Annotated in this window: 18 protein-coding genes; 8 read left to right on the forward strand and 10 right to left on the reverse strand. The window is 68.4% G+C overall.

The features are described from left to right. Positions 1 to 58: 58 nt before the first annotated feature. From gyrB to dnaA, 5 genes are all read right to left on the reverse strand, one after another. Positions 59 to 2,086, reverse strand: coding sequence for a DNA topoisomerase (ATP-hydrolyzing) subunit B (gyrB, locus tag ABD784_RS10125; RefSeq protein WP_344884617.1), 2,028 nt, complete (start codon positions 2,084 to 2,086; stop codon positions 59 to 61). Positions 2,087 to 2,446: 360 nt separating this feature from the next. Then, the gene (locus ABD784_RS10130; protein WP_344883850.1) at positions 2,447 to 3,058 is read right to left on the reverse strand and encodes a DciA family protein; all 612 of its coding nucleotides are present in this window, start codon (positions 3,056 to 3,058) and stop codon (positions 2,447 to 2,449) included. Further along, positions 3,055 to 4,371 (reverse strand): DNA replication/repair protein RecF, encoded by a 1,317-nt coding sequence (recF, locus tag ABD784_RS10135; protein ID WP_344883853.1) that lies wholly within the window; start codon positions 4,369 to 4,371, stop codon positions 3,055 to 3,057. Before recF ends, ABD784_RS10130 begins: the two co-directional genes overlap by 4 nt. Before the next feature lie 16 nt (positions 4,372 to 4,387). Continuing rightward, complete coding sequence (dnaN, locus tag ABD784_RS10140) at positions 4,388 to 5,512, reverse strand: DNA polymerase III subunit beta (protein WP_344883856.1); 1,125 nt, start codon at positions 5,510 to 5,512, stop codon at positions 4,388 to 4,390. A gap of 408 nt (positions 5,513 to 5,920) precedes the next feature. Beyond that, complete coding sequence (gene dnaA / locus ABD784_RS10145) at positions 5,921 to 7,357, reverse strand: chromosomal replication initiator protein DnaA (protein WP_344884620.1); 1,437 nt, start codon at positions 7,355 to 7,357, stop codon at positions 5,921 to 5,923. A gap of 603 nt (positions 7,358 to 7,960) precedes the next feature. Between dnaA and rpmH the strand changes: the two genes are divergently transcribed. The 8 genes from rpmH (at position 7,961) to ABD784_RS10185 (ending at position 16,150) form a co-directional block, all read left to right on the forward strand. Then, entirely contained in the window at positions 7,961 to 8,098 is a 138-nt protein-coding gene (rpmH, locus tag ABD784_RS10150) for a 50S ribosomal protein L34 (protein WP_309081787.1), read from the forward strand. 51 nt (positions 8,099 to 8,149) lie between these two features. After that, a complete protein-coding gene (gene rnpA / locus ABD784_RS10155; RefSeq protein WP_344883859.1) occupies positions 8,150 to 8,548 on the forward strand; it encodes a ribonuclease P protein component in 399 nt (132 codons plus the stop codon). After that, positions 8,541 to 8,939, forward strand: a complete 399-nt coding sequence (yidD, locus tag ABD784_RS10160; RefSeq protein ID WP_425582960.1) for a membrane protein insertion efficiency factor YidD — start codon at positions 8,541 to 8,543, stop codon at positions 8,937 to 8,939. Before rnpA ends, yidD begins: the two co-directional genes overlap by 8 nt. Positions 8,940 to 8,944: 5 nt before the next feature. Then, positions 8,945 to 9,916, forward strand: coding sequence for a membrane protein insertase YidC (gene yidC / locus ABD784_RS10165; RefSeq protein ID WP_344883862.1), 972 nt, complete (start codon positions 8,945 to 8,947; stop codon positions 9,914 to 9,916). Positions 9,917 to 9,918: 2 nt separating this feature from the next. Further along, the gene (locus ABD784_RS10170; protein ID WP_344883865.1) at positions 9,919 to 10,434 is read left to right on the forward strand and encodes a Jag family protein; all 516 of its coding nucleotides are present in this window, start codon (positions 9,919 to 9,921) and stop codon (positions 10,432 to 10,434) included. A 103-nt stretch (positions 10,435 to 10,537) separates the two neighbouring features. Beyond that, positions 10,538 to 11,185 carry a 16S rRNA (guanine(527)-N(7))-methyltransferase RsmG gene (gene rsmG, locus ABD784_RS10175; protein WP_344883867.1) on the forward strand — a complete coding sequence of 216 codons (648 nt, stop codon included), beginning with the start codon at positions 10,538 to 10,540 and terminating at the stop codon, positions 11,183 to 11,185. Positions 11,186 to 11,265: 80 nt separating this feature from the next. Then, positions 11,266 to 12,162 carry a ParA family protein gene (locus ABD784_RS10180; protein WP_344883871.1) on the forward strand — a complete coding sequence of 299 codons (897 nt, stop codon included), beginning with the start codon at positions 11,266 to 11,268 and terminating at the stop codon, positions 12,160 to 12,162. 2,617 nt (positions 12,163 to 14,779) lie between these two features. Then, on the forward strand, positions 14,780 to 16,150 hold the full coding sequence (locus tag ABD784_RS10185; RefSeq protein WP_344883874.1) for a ParB/RepB/Spo0J family partition protein: 1,371 nt from the start codon (positions 14,780 to 14,782) through the stop codon (positions 16,148 to 16,150). Positions 16,151 to 16,346: 196 nt separating this feature from the next. Here the strand turns inward: ABD784_RS10185 and trxA are convergent, their stop codons facing one another. The 5 genes from trxA to ABD784_RS10210 form a co-directional block, all read right to left on the reverse strand. Next, positions 16,347 to 16,670, reverse strand: coding sequence for a thioredoxin (gene trxA, locus ABD784_RS10190; protein WP_344883877.1), 324 nt, complete (start codon positions 16,668 to 16,670; stop codon positions 16,347 to 16,349). A gap of 33 nt (positions 16,671 to 16,703) precedes the next feature. Beyond that, entirely contained in the window at positions 16,704 to 17,708 is a 1,005-nt protein-coding gene (gene trxB, locus ABD784_RS10195) for a thioredoxin-disulfide reductase (protein ID WP_344883880.1), read from the reverse strand. A gap of 188 nt (positions 17,709 to 17,896) precedes the next feature. Next, on the reverse strand, positions 17,897 to 19,912 hold the full coding sequence (locus tag ABD784_RS10200; RefSeq protein ID WP_344883883.1) for a hypothetical protein: 2,016 nt from the start codon (positions 19,910 to 19,912) through the stop codon (positions 17,897 to 17,899). 118 nt (positions 19,913 to 20,030) lie between these two features. Continuing rightward, positions 20,031 to 21,812 (reverse strand): murein biosynthesis integral membrane protein MurJ, encoded by a 1,782-nt coding sequence (murJ, locus tag ABD784_RS10205; protein ID WP_344883886.1) that lies wholly within the window; start codon positions 21,810 to 21,812, stop codon positions 20,031 to 20,033. Beyond that, positions 21,802 to 22,287 carry an NUDIX hydrolase gene (locus ABD784_RS10210; RefSeq protein WP_344883889.1) on the reverse strand — a complete coding sequence of 162 codons (486 nt, stop codon included), beginning with the start codon at positions 22,285 to 22,287 and terminating at the stop codon, positions 21,802 to 21,804. Before ABD784_RS10210 ends, murJ begins: the two co-directional genes overlap by 11 nt. Between the last annotated feature and the right edge of the window lie 96 nt (positions 22,288 to 22,383).

Below are 22,383 nucleotides of genomic sequence, written 5' to 3' on the forward strand. Positions count from 1 at the left end.
ATTTCCTCTAAGTCGGTTGCGCATCCGCGCAGAACAGGATCTGACGTGGGGTTCCGGATCAGATGTCCAGGAAGCGCACGTCCTTGGCGTTCTGCTGGATGAAGTTGCGGCGGGACTCGACGTCCTCGCCCATCAGGACGGAGAAGATCTGGTCCGCTGCGGCCGCGTCCTCCATGGTGACCTGCTGCAGCGTGCGGTGGGCCGGGTCCATGGTGGTGTCCCACAGCTCGGCGTAGTCCATCTCGCCGAGGCCCTTGTAGCGCTGGATGCCGTTGTCCTTGGGCAGGCGCTTGTTGGCGGCCTGGCCCTCGCGGAGCTTGGCGTCGCGCTCGGCGTCGGTGAAGACGTAGTCGTGCGGGGCGTTGGACCACTTGATCCGGTACAGCGGCGGCATCGCGAGGAACACGTAGCCGTGCTCGATCAGCGGGCGCATGTACCGGAACAGGAGCGTCAGCAGCAGCGTGGTGATGTGCTGGCCGTCGACGTCGGCATCGGCCATGAGGACGATCTTGTGGTAGCGGAGCTTGGCCATGTCGAACTCTTCGCCGATGCCCGTGCCGAAGGCCGTGATCATCGCCTGGACCTCGGTGTTGCCCAGCGCCCGGTCCAGGCGGGCGCGCTCCACGTTCAGGATCTTGCCGCGCAGCGGCAGGATGGCCTGGGTGCGCGGGTCGCGGCCGCGCTTGGCGGAGCCGCCGGCCGAGTCGCCCTCGACGATGTAGACCTCGCACTCGGCCGGGTTCTTCGACGAGCAGTCGGAGAGCTTGCCCGGCATGCCGAAGGTCTCGAGCGGGGACTTGCGGCGGGCCGTGTCCCGGGCCTTGCGCGCGGCCAGGCGCGCCTGCGCGGCGAGCAGGCCCTTGCGGACGATGTCGCGCGCCGTGTTCGGGTTGCGCTCCAGCCAGTCGCCGAGCTCCTCGTTGACGACGCCCTGCACGAAGCCCTTCGCCAGGGAGTTGCCGAGCTTCGTCTTGGTCTGTCCCTCGAACTGCGGCTCGCCGAGCTTGACGGAGATGACGGCCGTGAGGCCCTCGCGGATGTCGTCGCCCGTGAGGTTCTCGTCCTTCTCCTTGAGCAGCCCCTTGTCACGGGCGTACCGGTTGATCAGGGACGTCAGCGCGGCCCGGAAGCCCTCCTCGTGCGTGCCGCCCTCGTGCGTGTTGATCGCGTTCGCGTACGTGTGGACCGACTCCGAGTAGGCGGTGGTCCACTGCATGGCGATCTCCGCCGAGATCATGCGCTCGGTGTCCTCCGTCTCGAAGGCGATGACGTCCGGGTGGACCATCTCGACCTTCTTGGAGGCATTGAGGTACTTCACATAGTCGAGCAGACCGTCCTTGTAGAGGTAGTCCACCACGCGGTGCTTCGGGGCGCGGTCCTCGGCGGCCGTCTCCTCGCCGTTCGCGGCGGCCTCGCCGGCGCCGTCCGGGTCCGTGACGTCGTCGTCCGTGTCCGCGAGCGTGCGCTCGTCGGTGAGCGTGATGCGCAGGCCCTTGTTCAGGAACGCCATCTGCTGGAAGCGGGCCCGGAGCGTCTCGAAGTCGAACTCGGTGCTCTCGAAGATCTCGGGGTCCGGGTAGAACGTCTGCGTGGTGCCGGTGGTGCTGGTCTCCTCGCCCTTCGACAGCTCGCCCTGGGGGACGCCGCCGTCGGCGAAGGACATCCGCCATACGTGCCCCTGGCGGCGGACCTCCGTGTTCACCAGCCGCGAGAGCGCGTTGACCACCGAGATTCCGACGCCGTGCAGGCCGCCGGAGACGGCGTAGCCGCCGCCGCCGAACTTGCCGCCGGCATGGAGGATCGTCATGACGACCTCGACGGTCGGCTTCCCCTCCGTGGGGTGGATGTCCACCGGGATACCGCGGCCGTTGTCCTCGACGCGGACCCCGCCGTCCTGCTGCAGCGTGATCTTGATGTGGTCGCAGTGGCCGGCCATGGCCTCGTCGACGGAGTTGTCCACGACCTCGTAGACGAGGTGGTGCAGGCCGCGCATGCCGGTGGAGCCGATGTACATGCCCGGGCGCTTGCGGACCGCCTCCAGCCCCTCGAGCACCGTGATGGCGCTGGCGCCGTAGTCGTTGGTCACGCGCCCGCTCTTCTCCGCAGGCGTATTCGTGTTCGGGTACTCCGCAGCGGCCTCGACGGCTGACGACGCCTCGGCGCCGGACGCAGCTCCCCCTGGTGCGCCCTCCGTCGGTTCGGTCGGCTGGTTGTGCTCAGTATCCACAGGCGCTGCAGACTCCTCGGGTGTAGGGAAGCTTACCCATGGATTCTACCGCCTGCCCCGCGTTTTCGGTGCCGTTTGGATCACCTCTATGGCCTGAAAGGGCAAAAAGTGCCCCCAGAACGCTTTGGGACCCCCCGCATGTGGCCGGGTACTGAGAGGACCCCGCTGCGCTCCTAGCGGCCATAGCTTCGATTTGCACCGCGACCCGGGGGCGGCAGGTTACCCGTAGGTATCGCGGGGGCCGCGGCCCTCGACCGTCCGCCGGCCCCTCCTCCAGCTCGGCGCCAGCGGACCCAGCACCTCGATCCGCGTCACGATGCCGGGGCCGAGCTTCTCGTCGAACGACTTCAGGATGCTGTGGCTCAGCAGCCGCATCTGGGTCGCCCAGCTGCTCGAGTCGCACCGGACCACCACCGTGGTGCCCTCGAAGCTCTCCGGCTTGCAGTGCGTGGCGACCTGGGGGCCGACGAGCTCGGCCCAGCGGGACATCACGGACCCCACCGCGACGGGCGACGTCCAGCCGCGGTTCCGCACCAGCCGGCCCAGGACCGAGCCCAGTTCCTGGGGGTCGCGGCCGTCGTCGTACATCGCCGACTCCGTGCGCTTGCTCCGCTTGGCGCGGGCGGCGGCCTGCCGTTCCGCCATGGCGGCGGCCCGCTTGGCATCGATCCGGGCCTCGCCGCGGTTCTCCGCCATCATGCGCATCCGGTTCAGGGTCGCGTGGGCGGCGTCGAACGTCTGGCCGCGATCGGGCCCGGCCCCGGCGGGGGACTGGCCGCCGGCGGCCTCGCCGCCCCCTCCGTCCTGCTGCTCGTCCCGGTCGCGGTTCATGGTCCCGACCCGTCCTCCGGCTCGATCCGTTCCTCGGTCCGCCCCCCGCTGGAATCGGACGTCGACGCCTCCCGCGGCACGGCCTGCGCCGCCGGGGCGTCCCCGGCTTCGCGCAGGACGGCACCGGGCGTGACCCGCAGGACGCGGCCGCCCAGGCCGGCGGGCACGTCGGCGTCGACGGCTGCGGTGACGATGACCTGCTCGGCACCGGTCACGACCTTCGCGAGCCGGTCGCGCCGGGAGGCATCGAGCTCGGCGAACACGTCGTCCAGGATCAGGACCGGGCCGGCGCCGGGCCGCGGATCGTCGTCGAGCATGGCTTGGTAGGACGCCAGGCGCAGGGACAGCGCGAGCGACCACGTCTCCCCGTGCGAGGCGAATCCCTTGGCGGGCGCGTCGCCGAGCGTGAGGAGCAGGTCGTCGCGGTGCGGGCCCACCAACGTCATGCCGCGCTCGACCTCCTTCGGCCGCTTGGCGACGAGGCTCTGCCGCAGGCGCTCCTCCAGCTCGTCGGCGCCGAGCGCGGAGAGTCCCTCGGTCGCCTCCCGGCCCGGGTCCGGTTGAGCGCTCGACGGGCTGCCCGGTACCTCGTCGTCGTCCTCCAGGTCCTGGACCATGGTGGAGCGGTAGGTTGCCGAGACCGCCTTGGTGCCGTCGGTGAGGGACGCGTAGGCGGAGCTCAGGGGGGCGGAGATCTGGGCGAGGACGTCGAACCGGCCGCGGAGCACGCGTGCACCGGCCTGCGCCAGGTGGTGGTCCCACACATCGAGCGTCGCCTCGTGCTGGCTGGTCAGCCGACCGGCGGCACGGGCCGATTTCAACAGCGCGTTGCGCTGCTTGAGCACCCGCTCGTAGTCGCTGCGCGTCGCGGCCTGGTGCGGCTGCAGCACCACGAGCAGGTCGTCGAGGAAGCGCCGCCTGCTGGACGGATCGCCCTTCACGAGCGCGAGGTCCTCGGGGGCGAAGAGGACGGTGCGCAGGATCCCCAGCACATCGCGGGCGCGGACCGGGTTGGCGCGATTGATCCGGGCCCGGTTCGATCGGCCGTTCGTGATCTCCAGCTCGATGGCCGTCGCCTGGTTGTTCCGGACGACCTGGGCGCGGACGATCGCGCGGTCGGCGCCGAAGCGGAGCAGCGAGGCATCGGAGGTGACCCGGTGGGAGCCGAGCGTGGCCAGATAGCCCATGGCCTCGGCGATATTGGTCTTGCCGACGCCGTTGGAACCGACCAGGACCGTGGTCCCGGGCGCCAGCTCGAGGTCCAGGTGCGGGTAGCTCCGGAAGTCCGTCAGCGACAGGTGTGAGATGTACACGCGGCGTCGCTACGGGTCAATCGTTCGGCAGACGCACCGGCATGACGAGGTACCGGTAGGCGTCCGAGTCCTCGCCCTCGAGCGAGTCCTGCGCCGTGATCATCGCCGGTTTGGGGGCGGAGGTGAAGGAGAACCGGACGAATTCGCTGTTGAACGCGTTCAGGCCCTCGCTGAGGTAGGCGGGGTTGAAGGCGACAGTGATGTCCTCGCCGTCCAGATGGGCCTCGATGGTCTCCTCCGCCTTGGCGTCCTCGCCCGTGCCGGCGTCCAGGGACACCTGCCCCTGGGTGAAGGCGAGCCGGACGGGGGTGTTCCGCTCGGCGACCACCGAGACACGGCGGACGACCTCGACGAGGGCGGAGGTGCTCACGGTGGCATGGATCGGCGTGTTCTCGGGGAACAGCGAGCGGATCTTCGGGTAGTCGCCGTCGACCAGGAGCGAGGTGGTGCGTCGGCTGCCGCTCTCGAACCCGATGAGGTCTCCGTTGGCGGCCAGGGCGATCTTCAGCTCTCCGCCGCTGGCGAGGGTCCGCGCCACCTCGTTGAGGGTCTTGGCCTTGACCAGCGCCGAGGTCGAGACGCCGGGCGTGAGCGGACGCCAGCTGACCTCGCGCATCGCCAGGCGGTAGCGATCGGTGGCGAGGAAGGTGATCAGGTCGTCCTCGATCTCCATCTTCACACCGGTGAGGACGGGCAGCGTGTCGTCCTTCGAGGCGGCGACGACCACCTGGCTGATGGCCGAGGCGAAGGCCTCGCCGTCGACGACTCCGGAGACCTCCGGGAGTGCCGGGAGGTCCGGGTACTCGGAGACCGGCATGGTCGGGACGTGGAACCGGCTGCGCCCGCAGGAGACGTTGACCTTCGACCCCTCGGTCTCGAGCGTGGCCCGGGCCTGGGGGAGGCTGCGGGTGATCTCGGCGAGGAGCTTGCCGGAGACGAGGGTGGTTCCCTCCTCCTCCACGTCGGCGGCGATCTCGATGCGGGCGGAGACCTCGTAGTCGAACCCGGCGAGGGTGACCGTTCCGTTTTCCGCCGTCATGAGGATTCCGGCGAGCACTGGCGACGGAGGGCGCTGGGACAGGGAGCGAGCAGTCCAGGAGACAGCCTCTGCCAGGACGTCTCTCTCAACACTGAACTTCACTGAACGCTCCGCCTTTCACAGCCACCGACATCGAACTACGCGTGCAAGCTTAGCCCGAAGCGCGAAGCGAAAGATACGACTCCCCGGGTCGCCTCCCTGAGGCCTTCGCTCGTCGTCGGAGGTCCGGTGTTCGGGATCGGGGACTTGTTATCTGGGAGTCTTCATTCAAGGGATAGGAGTGTTAATAACCGGTGTGGAAACTGTGGATAACTGCCCTCCACTGCGGCGTCCCGGGCTTTAAGGCTGTTCACAAGCTGTGGGCTCGGGGACCCCTTCGCAGGGACGACCGGTGGACGGGGATCCGCGTGATTTCCGGCCTCCACAGGAGACCCTGTGGTTATCCGCAGACTCGGGCCCCGGTCCACTTAACTGTCCACAGAGTTGTCCACAGCTGTGGTTTTCGCTGTCTCAGCCGCGGCGCTGCTGCTGCTTGATCCGGTTCGTCAGCTCGGTGACCTGGTTGAACACGGAACGGCGCTCGGCCATCAGCTCGCGGATCTTGCGGTCGGCATGGATCACCGTGGTGTGATCGCGGCCGCCGAGGACGGCGCCGATCTTGGGCAGTGACATGTCCGTCAGCTCGCGGAGCAGGTACATGGCGATCTGCCGCGCCGTCACCAGGGTCCGTGTGCGGGACTTGCTGTTGAGCTCCTCGATGGTGAGGCTGAAGTACTCCGCCGTCTGCGCGATGATCGCCTGCGGCGTGATCTCCTGCGCGTCCTCATCCGTGATGAGGTCCTTGAGGACTGTCTCCGCCAGGGCCATGTCGACCGCCTGGTTGTTGAGGGAGGCGAACGCCGTCACGCGGATCAGGGCGCCTTCGAGCTCGCGGATGTTGGTGGAGATCTTCGACGCGATGTACTCCATCACGTCGTCGGGAGCGAGCAGCCCCTCCGCCTCCGCCTTCTTCCGGAGGATCGCGATGCGGGTCTCCAGCTCCGGCGGCTGGATGTCGGTGATCAGGCCCCACTCGAACCGGGAGCGCATGCGGTCCTCGAACCCGGCGAGCTGCTTCGGCGGCAGGTCGGAGGTGATGACCACCTGCTTGGTGTCGTTGTACAGCGCGTTGAACGTGTGGAAGAACTCCTCCTGCGTCGCATCCTTGTTCGCCAGGAACTGGATGTCGTCGATCAGCAGGATGTCGACGTTGCGGTACGTCTGCTTGAAGCTCGTTCCCTCGTCGTCGCGGATGGAGTTGATGAAGTCATTGGTGAACTCCTCCGAGTTCACGTACCGCACGCGGATCCCGTTGAACAGGTGCCGGGCGTAGTGGCCGATCGCATGCAGCAGGTGCGTCTTGCCCAGCCCCGAGTCGCCGTAGATGAACAGCGGGTTGTACGCCTTGGCCGGCCCCTCGGCCACCGCCGCGGCCGCCGCGTGGGCGAACCGGTTGGAGGCGCCGATCACGAACGTGTCGAAGATGTACTTGGGATTCAGCCGGCCCATCTCCTGGGAGTTCGACGGCGGCGTCGGCACCGGAGTCGGACCCGTGCGGGGCCGCGAGCCCTCGGCGCGGTACTCGGCGACGTTCTGCAGGACCCGGTTCTGATCCGCTGCGTTGGCGATGCCGCGGTTCGCCTCCGGTGCCTCCGGCGCGCGTACCGGCTCCGGCTCGGGATCGCGCTGCTCCCGCAGCGACGAGTCGACGCTGAACGCGCAGCGGATGTCGGCCTCGAAGACCTGGCGGAGCGCGCTCGAGAGCGGCTCCGAGAGCTGGGTCTGCAGCACGTCGCGCGTGAGGTCGTCCGGGACCGCCACCAGGAGCGTGGTGTCGATCAGACCCTGCGGCTGCGCGAAGGTCACGAACGCGCGCTGGCGCGGGCTGACCCGGTCGTTCTGCTCCATGAGGTAGACGACCTGACGCCACTGCGAGCCGAGATCATTGGAGGCGTCCGAAGTCACGTGCCTGGATTCCCTTCGAGAAGTGCGTGCTGGCAGGGTGGCGGGGCGCCACCCGTCCGGCGCAGGTCGTGCTCGGGCCGGAGCCCCCACTGTAGTCGATATCCACAGTCTTATTCACAGCCGTGGATAACTCTTGAGGTCGCTGGCTCATCGTCGGACCGGACGCCGATGACGACTTACACGCCTGTGATTCCGCGAGCTGCCAGCCTTTCCACAGAATCCACACCCGGTGTGGACCAGCTGTGGATAACTTGCCGGCGTCCACACCTGTGGACTGCGGATTCACACGCTGTGGAGTGCCGCCCGCCCCGACTCCATTTGACGGGTCCGCCGAACGTCCCCTATCGTTGTTTAGTCCTGTGTGTCCGCTTTTGGTGGATTCTCATGCCCACGCTCACGGCGGGGAGGACCGGGGGAACCCCGGCCATCCGCCGCCACAGTGCGGCAGAGAACCAGAGAAGCGGCACCGAATACGAGCGTCAGCCTGTTCTTCCCCCTGTAGCAACGGGTTAAGGCGCATCAAATGATCGTCTTGGAGTTACTACTGTGAGCAAGCGGACTTTTCAGCCGAATAACCGCCGTCGTGCCAAGAAGCACGGCTTCCGTCTTCGTATGCGCACCCGCGCCGGCCGCGCCATCCTGGCTGCCCGCCGTGGCAAGGGCCGCAGCGACCTCGCCGCCTAAATCCGAGCAGTCCGTGCTCGTACACCGATAGAACCGGACAGGTCGACAGCCATGTTGCCGAAGGTTCATCGTGTGCGCACCGCGACGGATTTCTCCACCACCGTACGTTCCGGTGCCCGCTCTGGGCGCCGGAACGTCGTGCTATATGCGGCCCTCCACGATGGTGCCACTCGATTCGGCTTCATCGTCTCGAAGGCGGTGGGGAACGCCGTCGCGCGCAACCTCGTGAAGCGGAGGCTGCGCGCGATCGCGGCCGAACTCCTGCGCGAGTACCCGGACGGGTACGACGTCGTGGTCCGGGCCCTGCCGCCCGCGACCGACGCCCCGTGGACGGAGCTGCGCGACGGCGTCCGCTCGGCCATGCGCTCGGGTGCGAAGTCGGCCGTCAGGAGAGCCCCCGGTGCCGAGCACCGCGAGGCGCCCGCCGTCGAGCGAGCTGCCGGTGAGTGAGGAGCGGACGACGCCGGGCGTCGTCGTACCCGAATCCGGCCGGGGACCGCTGGCGGTCCTGCTGGACGTGCCGCGGCTGACGCTGATCGGCCTGCTCAAGACCTACCGCGCCGTGATCTCCCCGGTCTACGGCGACGTGTGCAAGTACTTCCCCAGCTGCTCGGCCTATGCGCTCGAGGCGGTGACCGTCCACGGGGCGGCGCGGGGAACCTACCTGGCGGGGCGGCGCATCATCCGGTGCAACCCGTTCAGCCACGGCGGAATCGACCACGTGCCCGCCGGCCGCCGGATTTGGCCGGAGGGCCGCACCCCCAAGATCATGGTGTTGAATCATCCACCGATTCCCGCCGACGATGAAGATGACGCCGCGAGCGCGGCACGAGGAGCTTGAGAGTAATGGGATTCTTCGACACGATCCTGTGGCCGTTCCGTATGGCCGTTTCCTGGGTCCTGCGTGTCTGCCACGAGGGCCTGGGCTTCCTGGGCCTCGACCCGCAGTCGGGCTGGAACTGGGCGCTCTCGATCGTGCTCCTGGTGATCGTCATCCGCTCCGCGCTGATCCCCGTCTTCGTGAAGCAGATCAAGGCCCAGCGCGCCATGCAGGCCCTCCAGCCGGAGCTGCGCAAGCTGCAGGCCAAGTACAAGGGCAAGAAGGACCAGCTCTCGCAGCAGGCGATGATCGCCGAGCAGCGCGAGCTTTTCAAGAAGCACAAGACGAACCCGCTCTCGTCCTGTCTGCCGCTGCTGATCCAGATGCCGTTCTTCTTCGCGTTGTTCACGGTGCTGAACAACGCTCACCTCGCCTCCGACGCCGGTGAGGGCATCGGCGCGCTAACCCCGGAGCAGACGCACAACTTCGCCGTGTCCGAGATCTTCGGCGCGGGCCTCTCCGACACGTTCCTGGGCACCTTCAACTCCGGGGAGCCCCAGGTCCAGGTCATCGTCCTGTCGGTGCTCATGATCATCGCCATGGTGGCGTCGCAGTTCATCACGCAGCGCCAGATCATGACGAAGAACATGACCAAGGAGGCCCTCGAGGGCCCCTTCATGCAGCAGCAGAAGATGATGCTCTACATCCTGCCGCTCGTCTTCGGCATCGGCGGCATCAACTTCCCCATCGGTGTCCTCATCTACTGGACCGCCACCAACGTGTGGACGCTGGCCCAGCAGTACTACATCATCCGTCGCAACCCGACGCCCGGCTCCCAGGCCGAGCGCGAGCTCAACGAGCGCCGCGCCGCCAAGGGCCTCCCGCCCATCGGGCAGAAGCGCAAGGAGGAGGCCGAGGCCGCGGAGGCCCGTGCCGTCGCCGTCGAGGCCAAGGGCCAGCGCGTCCAGCCGCAGCGCAAGAACCGTAGGAAGAAGTAGCCATGACCGAGGCCCAGGAAGTCGTTGCGGACGAGGCGTCGGCCGCCTCGAGGCTCGAGGAGGAGGGCGACGTCGCCGCCGACTACCTCGAGGAGCTGCTCGACATCGCCGACATCGACGGCGACATCGACATCGAGGTCCGCAGCGGCCGCACCTACATCTCGATCGTCCAGGAGGAGGGCGACGACGCCGCCCTCCGCGAGCTCATCGGCCGCAAGGGCGACGGGCTGGAGGCCCTCCAGGAGCTCGTGCGCCTGGCCGTGCTCACGAGCACCGGGAACAGGTCGCGGCTCGTGCTGGACATCCTCGGCTACCGCCGCGGCCGTACCTCGGAGCTGACCCGGTTGGCCGAGGACGCCGTCGCCCAGGTCAAGGAGAGCGGGGAGAACGTCGCGCTCGAGCCCATGTCCGCCTACGAGCGGAAGATCGTGCACGACGTCGTGGCCGAACTGGGTCTGCAGAGCGCGTCCGACGGCGAGGGCGCCCGGCGGCACGTCGTCGTCTCCGTCGACGCCTAGCGCCCTGCGGCGGAGACCGCGCGACGCGGCACCAGGGCGTATGCCTGCATCCAGCGGGGGAGCTCCGGGCTCCGCCGCAGAGACCGGCCTGAAGGGAACACGAGTGGCTGAGCAATGCACGCCGACGGACGCGGAGCGCGTCGCGGCAGAGACCGTTTTCGGCGACCGGCTGGAACTGGCGGAGAGGTACGTGGAGCACCTCGCGACGTCGGGGATCGAGCGGGGCCTGCTCGGGCCGCGCGAGGTACCACGCCTGTGGGGACGGCACGTGCTGAACTGCGCGGTGGTGACCGAGCTGATTCCGCAGGACGCCACGGTCGCGGACGTCGGCAGCGGTGCCGGCCTGCCCGGACTGACGTTCGCGCTGGCCCGCCCGGACCTGGACATCACCCTGATCGAGCCGCTGGAGCGGCGTTGCATCTGGCTGAACGAGATCATCGAGGACCTCGGCCTGACCCGGGTTCGGGTACTCCGGGGTCGCTCCGAGCAGTTCTTCGACGACGTCGACGTGGATGTGGTCACCGCGCGTGCGGTGTCGGCCCTGTCCAAGCTCGCCGGCATCACCATGCCGTTGCTCGGTGGACGTGGGCAGCTGCTCGCCCTCAAGGGGCGGAGCGCAGCCGAGGAGATCGAGAAGGCCACCAAGGTGCTGCGCAAGCTGGGTGGCCGGAACGCCGAGGTCCTGACGGCCGGGTCCACCATTCTGGAGGAGCCCACCACGGTCGTCCGTGTCCCGGTCGGAGCGGCGTGAACCGATAGTCTGTAGGCGCGTCCGCGTACGCCGCACACGGAAGTGAACCCCTTCTGGAAGAGTCTCGAGTTCGGAACAAGATGGACACCATGGATGACAGCACCCCGCTAGCCAGCCAGCTGCTCAACGAGAGCAAGCGGCGCGAGCGTCTCAAGGGTCGTGCGTTGCCTACGCCAGATGAGACTCGTTTCTTCACCATCAGCAACCAGAAGGGCGGCGTGGGCAAGACGACGACCACGGTGAACGTCGCCGCCGCCCTGGCACAAGCCGGTTTGAACGTTCTAGTGGTTGATATCGACCCGCAGGGCAATGCCTCGACGGCCCTGGGCATCGAGCACCATGCCGAGGTGGAGAGCATCTACGACGTCCTCATCAACGATGTCCCGCTCGAGGACGTGATCGCACCGTGCCCCGACTTCGACACCCTCTGCGTTGCCCCCGCGACGATTCATCTGGCCGGCGCGGAGATCGAGCTCGTCTCCCTGGTCGCCCGTGAACAGCGCCTCCGGCGCGCACTGGACGAGTACGCCAAGTACCGCGAGAAGCACGGCATGCCCCGGTTGGACTACGTGTTCGTGGACTGCCCGCCCAGCCTCGGACTGCTGACGGTCAACGCTTTCGTCGCGGCACGTGAGGTTCTCATCCCCATCCAGTGCGAGTACTACGCGCTCGAGGGGCTGAGTCAGCTGCTGAAGAACATCGAAATGATCCAGAAGCATCTCAACAGCGAACTGGTGGTCTCCACCATCCTGCTCACCATGTACGACGGGCGAACGAATCTTGCGGCACAGGTTGCACAGGAGGTTCGAGAGCACTTCCCCAACGAGGTTCTCGAAGCCGTGATTCCGCGCAGTGTGCGCATCTCCGAGGCTCCGAGCTATCAGCAGACCGTCATCACCTATGACAAGAGCTCCACCGGCGCCCTGTCCTACATGGAGGCGGCAGCCGAGATCGCCGACCGGGGCGTCTCCAGCTAGCCGTCCGTGGATCCAGAGGAAGCCCGTGAGATGGAGCATCTGACGGGCTTCCTCTTTGTCGTGGGTCGGCATGAAGCCGCTGCATGCCGACCGCCGCCGCCGGTCCCGCAGACGCGTTTCACGTGAAACGACCCCCTGTCTGTGGATGTAGTCGGGGGCTTAGCCACCTCGGTCCGGATCCGTACCCTTTTTCAGTTTCGCCGGAGCACGAATCATCGACCGACACCGGCGCGGGTGATGGAGTACCGGAAACGCCTGTCCGGCTGCCCCCTAGGGGGGCAAGCCTGCCCGCGGGCGGGCGTTTCACGTGAAACGGCCAGTAGTTCGCTCCACGCTGGGGGCTGAGTGGGGTGTAGGACCTACCAGCGCCCGCCGGTGATCGCGTCTTCCTGCGGGTCGGACGTGGATCGGGCTTGGCTTTGTGGCCTCGACGACGGGGTACGGCGCCTCCGAAGTCGTCGGGAGACGCCGTAGGGCGGTTGGTCACGGTGGATGCTCGCCGGAGCGTTGCTGCTTCGTCTTGTCCCTCGTGGACGCTGGAGACCACACTTCCTCTGGTGGCCGTGCAGCCGCCGCCCGGGTTGGTGCGGCGAAGGGCGGAAGACCGCACGGTGAAGCGCCCCAGAGGTCTGTGCATCGGATGGCAGGAGTGGCGCGGCTCGCTGGTGGAGCCAGTCCTTGGTGCACAGTGGCGATGCTGCGGGGTCCCCCGGAGCTGGGGCTGGGAATGACTCGGGCGCGATTCGAAGAACGTACCCTCTCGAGCCTGCATGGACGCACCGTGCCGGCGCCAAAACGCCGGCCTTTCGGACCTTCGATCAAATCGCGGACGGGATCTTCCAGCGTGTCGGCGGTCCGGGACTGCGATCGGTGCTCGCCCTACGGAGGCTACGATCGCGAGCGCCTCACCCGGTCGTCATGGGCCAGCGGACTACCCAGGGGATGGAGGTTGCGGCCGATGAGGACTCACGCACCGAACGGCAGGACTGGAGGTGCGCGGGTCCGTGGCGTTTCACGTGAAACGTGGCCAGGCGTGGACAATGAGCTGTCGTGCAGGGAGATCGCGCTGCTTGCTCCGGCCCGCGCGGGCCCGCGCCCGGATGACCCCTAGTCCATTGACCGGCACGTATGAAGCAAGGATGGGACATGGATGATGCCAGCCGAGACGTGGCCGAGGCACGGCCGGGAGTGCTCTCACAGATGGACGTTCAGCTCGAAACAGCGCGCCATCGCTGAAAGTGGGAGTGCGGCGGACCGCCTGGCACCTGTTTCACGTGAAACGACGACCTCGTTGCGGGCTCGGCGGCCTCGGCGGCGGTGACCAGATAGTCGACGGTCTCCGTGCAGTTGATCGGGGTAAATCCTGGCGAGGTGTCGAGCACGTGAGCGGGGGAGCGCGGCGATGGGATGGAGGGATTGTCCACACCCTATCCGCGAGGTAGAGCGCCCGCGGCCCGGAGGGGGCCGGCAGAGGATTGTCCCTTGCTCGAGGGGCCTCGGCTGTGCCAACGGATCGGCGGCCCGTCATGGTGGCCGTGGTCTCGCTTCTATCCGCCGTTGAGAGGGCGTTTCACGTGAAACCCTCATTCGCAGTGTCCTGACGATATTGATCGGGTCGTATCGCCGTTCCGTCGAGATCTCGTTCTCCGCCGGAGGGGAATCGGACGTCCTTCCGACGGAGCGCCGTGGCACCGGGGCACTCGGTGCTGCCCGTCGCAGCCTCCGGTCGGCCAGGAGACCGGCCCAGGGTGTGGCTCCGCGCGCACAGGGGTCTCGGCAGCTGGATGGCGGGCCATTGACGGCCCTGCGGTGTGTGCGCCTGAGCTGCTGACTTTGGGGTGTCTCGCTTGGTGTGGTTTCTCTGTGCCGCATTCCCGGCCACGCGAATGCGGCGACGCTGCAGCAGTCTGTGACGCCTGCCCGGACCGTGGGCATTGGAGCCGCCGGGTTCGGTGGCCAACCCAGGGAGGCACCTGACTCTGACGGACGGACATCGACTCGGTTTCACGTGAAACGGGGATTCACGAGCGACGGCACTGGACGGCGGGGAGGGTGGGCTCAAGAGGGGGAGGGGTGGGCTCGTGGCGGGGCAGAGCCGCACGCGCAGCCGCACGCCCGGCAGCCGCGTATGAAGGCGGGGATCGGACGGGTTGCAGCAGTGGTCGGGAGAGAGAATGTCGGGATGCGGCTTATGTGCGGGGTGACCTGATGTTCCTCGTTTCACGTGAAACGTACCTGCGCGACCGGTTGGCTGGTGGTGTGTTGCTGCATGAGCGAGCGCAGCGGGAGGACGCGACTTCGCCCGGATGAGCCACGAGGAGAACCGAGCGGAAGGATCGTCGTATTCGATAGGGTCCTTTGCTGCGGCGACCGACGCCGAAGCCGCCGGGCGACGTGTGGGTTCCGTCAGCCGACACACCCGAGGGGCGGGCGTTTCACGTGAAACGCGGACGGCTGGGACCTCTGTGGCACCCCACGAGGGCCAGAGCGGAGCGTCTCTGGGCCACGGGGCGCCGATCGTGCCGCCTGCAGGGCTGGCGTGGGTGGATGCCAGTAAACTGATCAGAGGTCGCGGTCGGCTCGACCGTCTGCACTGGAGATTCTGAGAGGGTACTAGATGACTGAGAAGCGACGAGGCCTGGGGCGCGGCTTGGGCGCCCTGATTTCGAGTTCGCCATCGAATGCGCAGGACAGTGATGACACGGCCGCGCCGACTCAAGACTCTCCGACGACCGCTTCCGTGGCCACGGCAGGGGAGCGGACGGCCCCCAAGAAGTCACCGGCCCCGAAGGCGACCGCGACGAAGCCGGCTCAGAAGCCCACTAAGGCCCCTCAGAAGGCTGCAGAGGCGGGGGAGGCACCACTGCGTGCCGGCTCGGGCGCGGGTACGCAGAGCGGCCCTCGGAAGGCTCGTCCCGTGGACATGTTCTTCACACCGGGCCCTGCCGCCGAGGAGGCCCCGAGTGACGCCGCGTCCCCCAAGAAGACGTCGGCTCGCTCGAACGGTAAGCGACCGGCCATGCCGGATGTCATCGGACAGGCACGCGCACGGTCGGCCGCGTCGGCCCCCGAGGCAGCCGGCGCTGCTGCACCGGCCGAGGTAGAGGCGGTGGGGGCCGACGACTCTGGGGCCTCCGAGGAGACCGTTTCACGTGAAACGCTGGTGCCCGTCCCAGGTGCCTCGTTCGCCGAGATCCCTGTTGTCAGCATCCACCCGAATCGCAAGCAGCCCCGCCAGGTCTTCGACGAGGAGGACATGGCCGAGCTCGTCCACTCCATCAAGGAGATCGGGCTTCTGCAGCCGATCGTCGTGCGGCCTTCCGCCGAGGAGGGCCCGGAGCGATACGAGCTGGTCATGGGAGAGCGCCGCTGGCGTGCCACCCAGGAGGCCGGACTCGAGACGATCCCCGCCATTGTCCGGCAGACGACGAATGAAGACCTGCTGCGCGATGCTCTCCTGGAGAACCTCCATCGCTCGCAGCTCAATCCGCTGGAGGAGGCAGCGGCCTACCAGCAGCTGCTCGAGGAGTTCGGCTGTACTCAAGAGGAGCTGTCCGCGCGGATCGGACGGTCCCGCCCGCAGATCTCCAATACGATCCGTCTCATGAAACTGCCGCCGCTGGTTCAGCGGCGCGTGGCGGCCGGCGTACTCAGTCAGGGTCACGCCCGCGCGCTGCTGGCGCTGACCGATCCTGCCGAGGTGGAACGTCTGGCCCAGCGCATCGTTGCGGAGGGCCTCTCGGTCCGGGCGACCGAAGAGATCGTGGCCATGAGCGATGGCGTCGAGGAGAAGCGGAAGTCATCCAAGCCGAGGACCAATGCCCGGCACGAGCGCCTGGACTACCTGGCGACCTCGCTGTCCGACCGACTCGACACGAACGTGAAGATCACGCTGGGGGCCAAGAAGGGCAAGGTCGCCATCGAATTCGCCAGCGTCGACGACCTCAATCGGATCATGGGCTTGATCGCCCCCGAGGCGGACCAGTAGAAGGGGCCGGCTCGAGCGTCGGGTCCCTTCCTCCATCCGAGTCGGCCGGCATGTCGGCACCGAAACAGGTCTGAAACTTTAACCGGCTTCAAAACGGCCCCTATTCTTCCAGGGGCTTTGTACGCGGCTTAAAGGCCAGTGGGCGGCATTCCCTCGTCGGGAATGCCGCCCACTGGCCTTTTCTGCGGGGTGCCGATCAGAGGTAGTCGGCGAAATCCTGCTCGATGACCTGCTTCGGCTTGGCGCCGATCGAGCTCGCGACGTGCTCGCCACCCTTGAAGACGAAGACCGCGGGGATGGACGTGATGCCGTACTTCGCGGCGATGCCCGGGTTCTCGTCCACATTCACCTTGACCACGTCGATCTTCTCGGCGTGCTCCTCGGCGATCTGATCGAGGATCGGGGAGAGCATGCGGCAGGGACCGCACCACTCAGCCCAGAAGTCGACGATGACGGGCTTGCTGTTCTCCAGCACGTCGGCCTGGAACGTGGCCTCGGTGACGTCCTTGGCAGTGCTCATTGTGTACCCCTTTCGGTATGGGCTTGGGAGGAATCAGAGGGAGGCGGGCGCGGACGCGTCGGCCTCGTCCTCGGCGCCCAGGTCGTGCGAGACGCCGAGGTTGCCGAGGTAGTGCTCGACGTCGACCGCGGCGGCGCATCCCGAACCCGCGGCCGTGATCGCCTGACGGTATGTGGAGTCGATGACGTCGCCCGCCGCGAAGACGCCGGGAACGCTGGTCTTGGAAGTGCGGCCCTGCACGGCGATGTTGCCGTCCTCCGTCAGGTCCAGCTGCCCCTTGACCAGATCGACGCGGGGATCAGAACCGATGGCCACGAAGAGGCCGGTCACCGGGAGATCCGTGCTGGTACCGTCCACGAGATTGCGCACCTTCACGCCCGTGAGTTTGCCCTCGCCCTCGAAGCCCTCCACTGCGCTGTTCCAGATGAAGTCGATCTTGGGGTGGTGCAGCGCACGGTCGGCCATGGTCTTCGACGCCCGCAGTGCGTCGCGGCGGTGGATGACGGTGACCTTGGAGGCGAACTTCGTCAGGAACAGGGCCTCCTCCATGGCGGAGTCGCCGCCGCCGACGACGGCGATCTCCTGGTCGCGGAAGAAGAAGCCGTCGCAGGTGGCGCACCAGGAGATGCCGTGGCCCGAGAGCTCCTTCTCGCCGGGCAGTCCCAGCTCACGGTAGGCCGAGCCCGTGGACATGATGACGGCACGGGCCTTGTAGACCTTCCCACTGGCCAGCGTGACTGTCTTGATGGGGCCGGCGAGCTCGACGCTGGCGACGTCCTCGTACTGGATCTCCGCACCGAACCTGTCCGCCTGCTGGCGCATGTTCTCCATGAGGTCCGGTCCCATGACGCCCTCGGGGAAGCCCGGGAAGTTCTCGACATCGGTGGTGTTCATGAGGTCGCCGCCGGCGGTCACGGAGCCGGCGATGACCAGCGGCTCCAGGTTGGCGCGCGCGGTGTAGATCGCCGCCGTGTAACCGGCCGGACCGGAACCGACGATGATGACGTTGCGGATCGACTCTGCTGCTTCAGTGGCCACTCGGAGTGAACCTTCCTGGTACGAGTCTCGACACGAGCGCGCCGAGGGGATGGGAGGCCCGGTCTGCGGCGCTGAGCGCGGCGGGCAGGGCCGTTTCTGCCTACTTCAACCCTAAGCCGTCCGCGCCTATTCCCTCTACGCGGGCACCGCCGCCGAGTAACGCAACGGTGCCCGCGGCCCGGCCGGGGTCAGCTGACCTTGAACTCGGCCAGCTGGAGCCCGTAGGGGCGGGACTCGTTGTAGGGGTTCGCCAGCCGCGGGAGCTCGGTGACGTTGAAGAACACGTACTGCCCTTCCACGGCCTCGCCCTCGCTGCCGACCGGGACGGTGACGCTCGGGCCGGTGAAGGAGCCCTGCGTGATGCTCTGCGCCGAGCCGAAGTCGTCCGACTCGCCGACGGCGATCTCGTAGGTCCCCCCGGATCCGTTCAGGCCGGAGAGCTCGATCTGGCTGATCTTCGAGGCCTCCTCGAGCTCGACCACGAGGATCATGTTCGAGGCGAAGCCGCCGAAGTCCGGCTGGGTGAAGGACAGCGAGCGGTAGAGGCTGGCCTCGTTGCCGTCGATGAGGTTCGGCAGCGTGTCGTCGGTCTGGGCGTTGAGTTCCTGCGCGCCCGGGACGACGCGTTCGACGCCGGTCGCGACCGGCTCGACGGCCTGTTCCGTGGGCGACGGCGACGGGGCGGTGGAACCGGACTCGCTGGCCGACGGGGACTCCTCGGCGCTGGTGCTCTCGCCACCCGCCGTCGGCTCCTCGTCGCCGCCGAGCGTGTTGAACGCGAAGATGACGGCGGCGATCAGCACGAGGCCGAGCAGGGCCCCGACGATGAGGCGGGTCCACCGCGGGCCGCCCTCCGACTCGTCCTCTTCGTCGTCCGCGTAACCGGCGCCCGCGCCAGCCCCGCCGGCGGCCGCCGCCGCGGCCGTGTCGTCGTCCTGGAAGTTCCTGGCGGCCACGGGGAAGCGGGACGGGGCGCGCTCGGCTCCAGCCCCCGCGGCCGCACCCGCGCCGACGCCCGCCGCCGCGTGGCGGCTGGCCGCGGCGCCGTGGCCAGCGGGGGTCGACTGCGGAGAGTCGTCCGAGGGGGATCCGACGCGCGGCTGCGAACTCGTTGGAGCGGGAGGCTGCGGGCTGCTCGCTGCGGCCCCGGCGGCCGCCGCTCCGGCCCCGGCCGCGGCTGCCCCGAAGCGCGGGTCGGCCTCGTCCTGGTCGTCGTCCTCGTAGACCGTGACCTTGTCCGAGACGGCGGGCCCGGCGGCCGTGGGGGTCGGTTCGGCGGTCGCGTGCTCCGTGGTGCGGACGTCCTGGTCCTCGGTGCGCTCCGGCTCCTCCACGGGTACGGCGCCGACGGACTGGGCCTGGGTCGGCTGCTCGCCCGCATCGAACTCGCCGGTGTCGAACTCGTCCGCGCCGTAGGGGGACGCCGCGTCGTCTCCGCCGTACTGGCCGGTGGCGTACGGGTCGGAGCCGTACAGCGCTGCGCTGTTCGGGGCTCCCTGGTCGGCCTGACCGTGCTCGCCGCTCCGGGGATCCGCGGCAGCGTCTTCCTGCCGCTGAGCCTGCTGCTGGGCATCCTGCTCGGCGGTGCCCGGCTCCTCGTCGCCCTCCGGCCGCCCGCTCCGTCGACGTGCCGCCGCGCCGCTCGCCGCTGCTGCCCCGGCCATCCCGGCGGCCGCGGCGCCGCGTGCCTTGGTCAGGCGGGAGCGGAGGCCCGCGATCCGGTCGGAGAGGTTGATCTCCGGCAGCCGCTCGCCCAGCGGACTTGGACGGTCGTTGTCCTGGAGCTCGGCGTAGTACTCCGGGTCGTCCTCGTACGTCTGCGGTTCCCGGGAGCGGCTCTCGCCGAAGATCTCCGAGCCGAGCGTGTCCGTGTAGAAGGGCTCCACGTAGGGGCCCTCGGTCGCGACCATCAGGTCCAGCAGGTCCGTCGGCTCGGCCAGGTTGGTGATCAGATAGGTCGCCCCGTCGGAGACGCCGAGGTCCAGGACCTGCACGCTGCTGTAGCGCTCGCCCGTGGCGATCTCGCGCGCGCTGGTGGTCATCTGCTCGGCGTTCTCCGCCGCGGCGACGGCGATGCTCACCGTGCGGTTGAGGACCTGGTCGATGCCCTGGAGGACGACGTCGCCCTCGGCTGACGTCAGGACGCTACTGGTCACCTTGTACCGGCCGCCGAGAACGGTGCCGACGTCGATGGGCTGCGACACTATTGACTCCCAAGATTGTCTTCCGGGTACAGAGGACCCCTGTCGAATGCTGTGACCATGCTACCGGCCAGCCCCGAGGGCGCGTGGGAGCCCCGGGGAAGCGTGCGGGCGGGGCCGCTCAGCCGCGGCGGCGCCGGGACAGGTCCGGGATCCGCCGCGAGAGCGGGCCCAGGAACTCGCCGAGCTCCTCCACCCGGGCGGCCCGGAGCAGCAGCAGGTACACCACCGCCATGACGGTGCCGGCGAGGGCCAGGGAGACGAGTGCCGGGAGGAGGCCGGAGAACGCGAAACCGCGGTTGTAGCCGCCCAGCAGAGCGAGGACGATCGCGCCGGCGACGCCGGAGAGGACCGCCATCCAGCCGATGCGGATGTACGCGTCGGCGACCCGGCCGACCTCGTAGTCGCCGTGGCGGCGCACCACCAGCACGTGCGCGATGACCGCACTGAGCACGTTGGTGGCCCCGTACAGCAGGGCGATGCCCACGACGATCTCGGTGGGAGGGACGACGGCGGACATGGTGAACGCGGCGATCAGTCCGACGACGGCGATCGCCGTCTGGATGAGCATGGGCGTCTTGGTGTCCTCCTGGGCGTAGAACACCCGGATCAGGAAGAAGTGGATGCTCTTGAACGGCAGTCCGAGCGCCGTCAGGACCAGCAGCTGGCCGATGGCCGCGCCCGCCGCGGCGCCGTTCTCCGACGTGCCGCCGAACAGGCGGCCCAGGGGACCGGCGAGGACCACGATGGCGACGGACGCGAAGACGATCGGCACCGCCGTCGTGCGCAGGCCACGGGAGACGAGCGCGGGGATGTCCCCGGCGCGGTGGTCGTGGAACGCCCGCGTGAGCTGGTTGAAGAGGACCGTGGCGAGCGAGAGCGCGAAGATCGAGTGCGGCAGCACCGTGATCAGCTGCGACGTGTTGAGGGCGTACTCGCCGGCGACCGCGCCCGCGCCGGACTCGAGCTGCTCGCGGGCGGCCGTGGCCTCCGAGGCGATGCGCGAGTAGAGGAGGGAGGCGAGGTTGCCGACCATCATCGACGCGAGCGTCCACGCGGCGATCTTGCCGACGTGCGTCAGGCCCATGCCGCGCCAGCGGAAGTTCGGGCGGATGCGCAGGCCCGAGGTCCGCAGCGGCCAGAACAGGACGATGGCCTGCAGGGCGATGCCGAAGGTGGACCCGCCCGCGAGCAGGGCGGTCTGCGCCGGCGTCCACGCGGCGAGCTGGTCGTCGCCGGCGCGGAAGGCTCCGAAGAGGCCGATGTACGTGCCGATGACCCCGATCTGGACGACGTTGTTGACCACCGGCGCCCACATGAACCAGCCGAAGCGGCCGTGGGCGTTGAGCACCTGGCCGACCACCGAGTAGACCCCGTAGAAGAAGATCTGCGGCAGGGACCAGTACGCGAACGCGGTGGCGAGGGCCAGCATCGGCGGTGTCCAGCCGACCGTCAGGAGTCCGATGATCGGACCGGCGAGGAGCGTGAGCAGGGCGGCCGCCGCCGCCATGAAGACGACGGTGAGGGTGATGAGCTTGGAGGTGTACTCGGAGCCCCGGTCCTCGTTATTGGAGGCCTTGATCAGCTGGGGGACGAGCACCACGTTGAAGACGCCGCCGGCGACCAGCATGAAGATGATCGTCGGGATGACGTTCGCCTTCTCGAAGATGTCCGCGATCGGCGTGACAGAGCCGATGGCCACGGCAAGGAGGGCCGTGCGGACGAAGCCGAGCACGCGGGACACCGTGGTCCCGCTGGCCATCAGCGCGTAGGCGCGGGAGTTCTGCCGTGCGTCGGCCTCCACCGGATCGCCGCCCGGGCCGCCGTCGTCGTGCACGGACTCCTCGAGCCCGGGCGTGCCGTCCTGCGCGGGGACCGGCCGGGTGGAGCCCTCAGTCGACATGCCGCGGAAGGACCTCACGGGCGAGCTCGGCGATGCGCCGCTCATTGGGGAAGGACAGCCGGCGGCCCAGGTCGCGCATCGGCACCCAGGCGACGTCGACCGCCTCGTGGTCGGGATCGTTCTCCACGGTCAGCTCCCCGCCGGTGGCGCGCAGCAGGAAGTGGTGGACGGTCTTGTGCACGCGGTAGGTCGAGACCGTGAACCAGTAGTCGATGCTGCCGAGCGGGGCCAGGACGTCCCCGCGGATGCCGGTCTCCTCCTCGACCTCGCGGACCGCGGCTTCCTCGTTGGACTCGGCGCCCTCCGGATGGCCCTTCGGCAGGCACCACTCGAGGCGCCCGCCCCGGTTGTACCGGGCGATGATCGCCACGGGGAGCTCCGCCTTCTCGACGTCCACGATCACACCGCCCGAGGAGACCTCCTCCACGGTCGGAAGCGTCTGCTGGCCCTGCTGCTGCGCTTGCGCGTGCGCCATTGACGCAGTCAACGGCGTGCGCTTGGGTGCGCGGGGTACAGGATGGGCCATGCGATCCACTCTAGCGAGGATTTCCACCCCGGTGCGTTCTTGCCC

Origin of the sequence: Zhihengliuella alba (assembly GCF_039538765.1) — a bacterium.
Taxonomy (GTDB): Bacteria; Actinomycetota; Actinomycetes; order Actinomycetales; family Micrococcaceae; genus Zhihengliuella; species Zhihengliuella alba.

What these genes read in the sequence shown, in the direction of transcription:
- ABD784_RS10130 (WP_344883850.1), bottom strand. Translation starts at nt 3,058, where the DNA reads ATGAACCGCGACCGGGACGAGCAGCAGGACGGAGGGGGCGGCGAGGCC.
- dnaA (WP_344884620.1), bottom strand. Translation starts at nt 7,357, where the DNA reads ATGGAGCAGAACGACCGGGTCAGCCCGCGCCAGCGCGCGTTCGTGACC.
- rnpA (WP_344883859.1), top strand. Translation starts at nt 8,150, where the DNA reads ATGTTGCCGAAGGTTCATCGTGTGCGCACCGCGACGGATTTCTCCACC.
- yidC (WP_344883862.1), top strand. Translation starts at nt 8,945, where the DNA reads ATGGGATTCTTCGACACGATCCTGTGGCCGTTCCGTATGGCCGTTTCC.
- ABD784_RS10170 (WP_344883865.1), top strand. Translation starts at nt 9,919, where the DNA reads ATGACCGAGGCCCAGGAAGTCGTTGCGGACGAGGCGTCGGCCGCCTCG.
- ABD784_RS10180 (WP_344883871.1), top strand. Translation starts at nt 11,266, where the DNA reads ATGGACACCATGGATGACAGCACCCCGCTAGCCAGCCAGCTGCTCAAC.
- ABD784_RS10185 (WP_344883874.1), top strand. Translation starts at nt 14,780, where the DNA reads ATGACTGAGAAGCGACGAGGCCTGGGGCGCGGCTTGGGCGCCCTGATT.
- trxA (WP_344883877.1), bottom strand. Translation starts at nt 16,670, where the DNA reads ATGAGCACTGCCAAGGACGTCACCGAGGCCACGTTCCAGGCCGACGTG.
- murJ (WP_344883886.1), bottom strand. Translation starts at nt 21,812, where the DNA reads ATGTCGACTGAGGGCTCCACCCGGCCGGTCCCCGCGCAGGACGGCACG.
- ABD784_RS10210 (WP_344883889.1), bottom strand. Translation starts at nt 22,287, where the DNA reads ATGGCGCACGCGCAAGCGCAGCAGCAGGGCCAGCAGACGCTTCCGACC.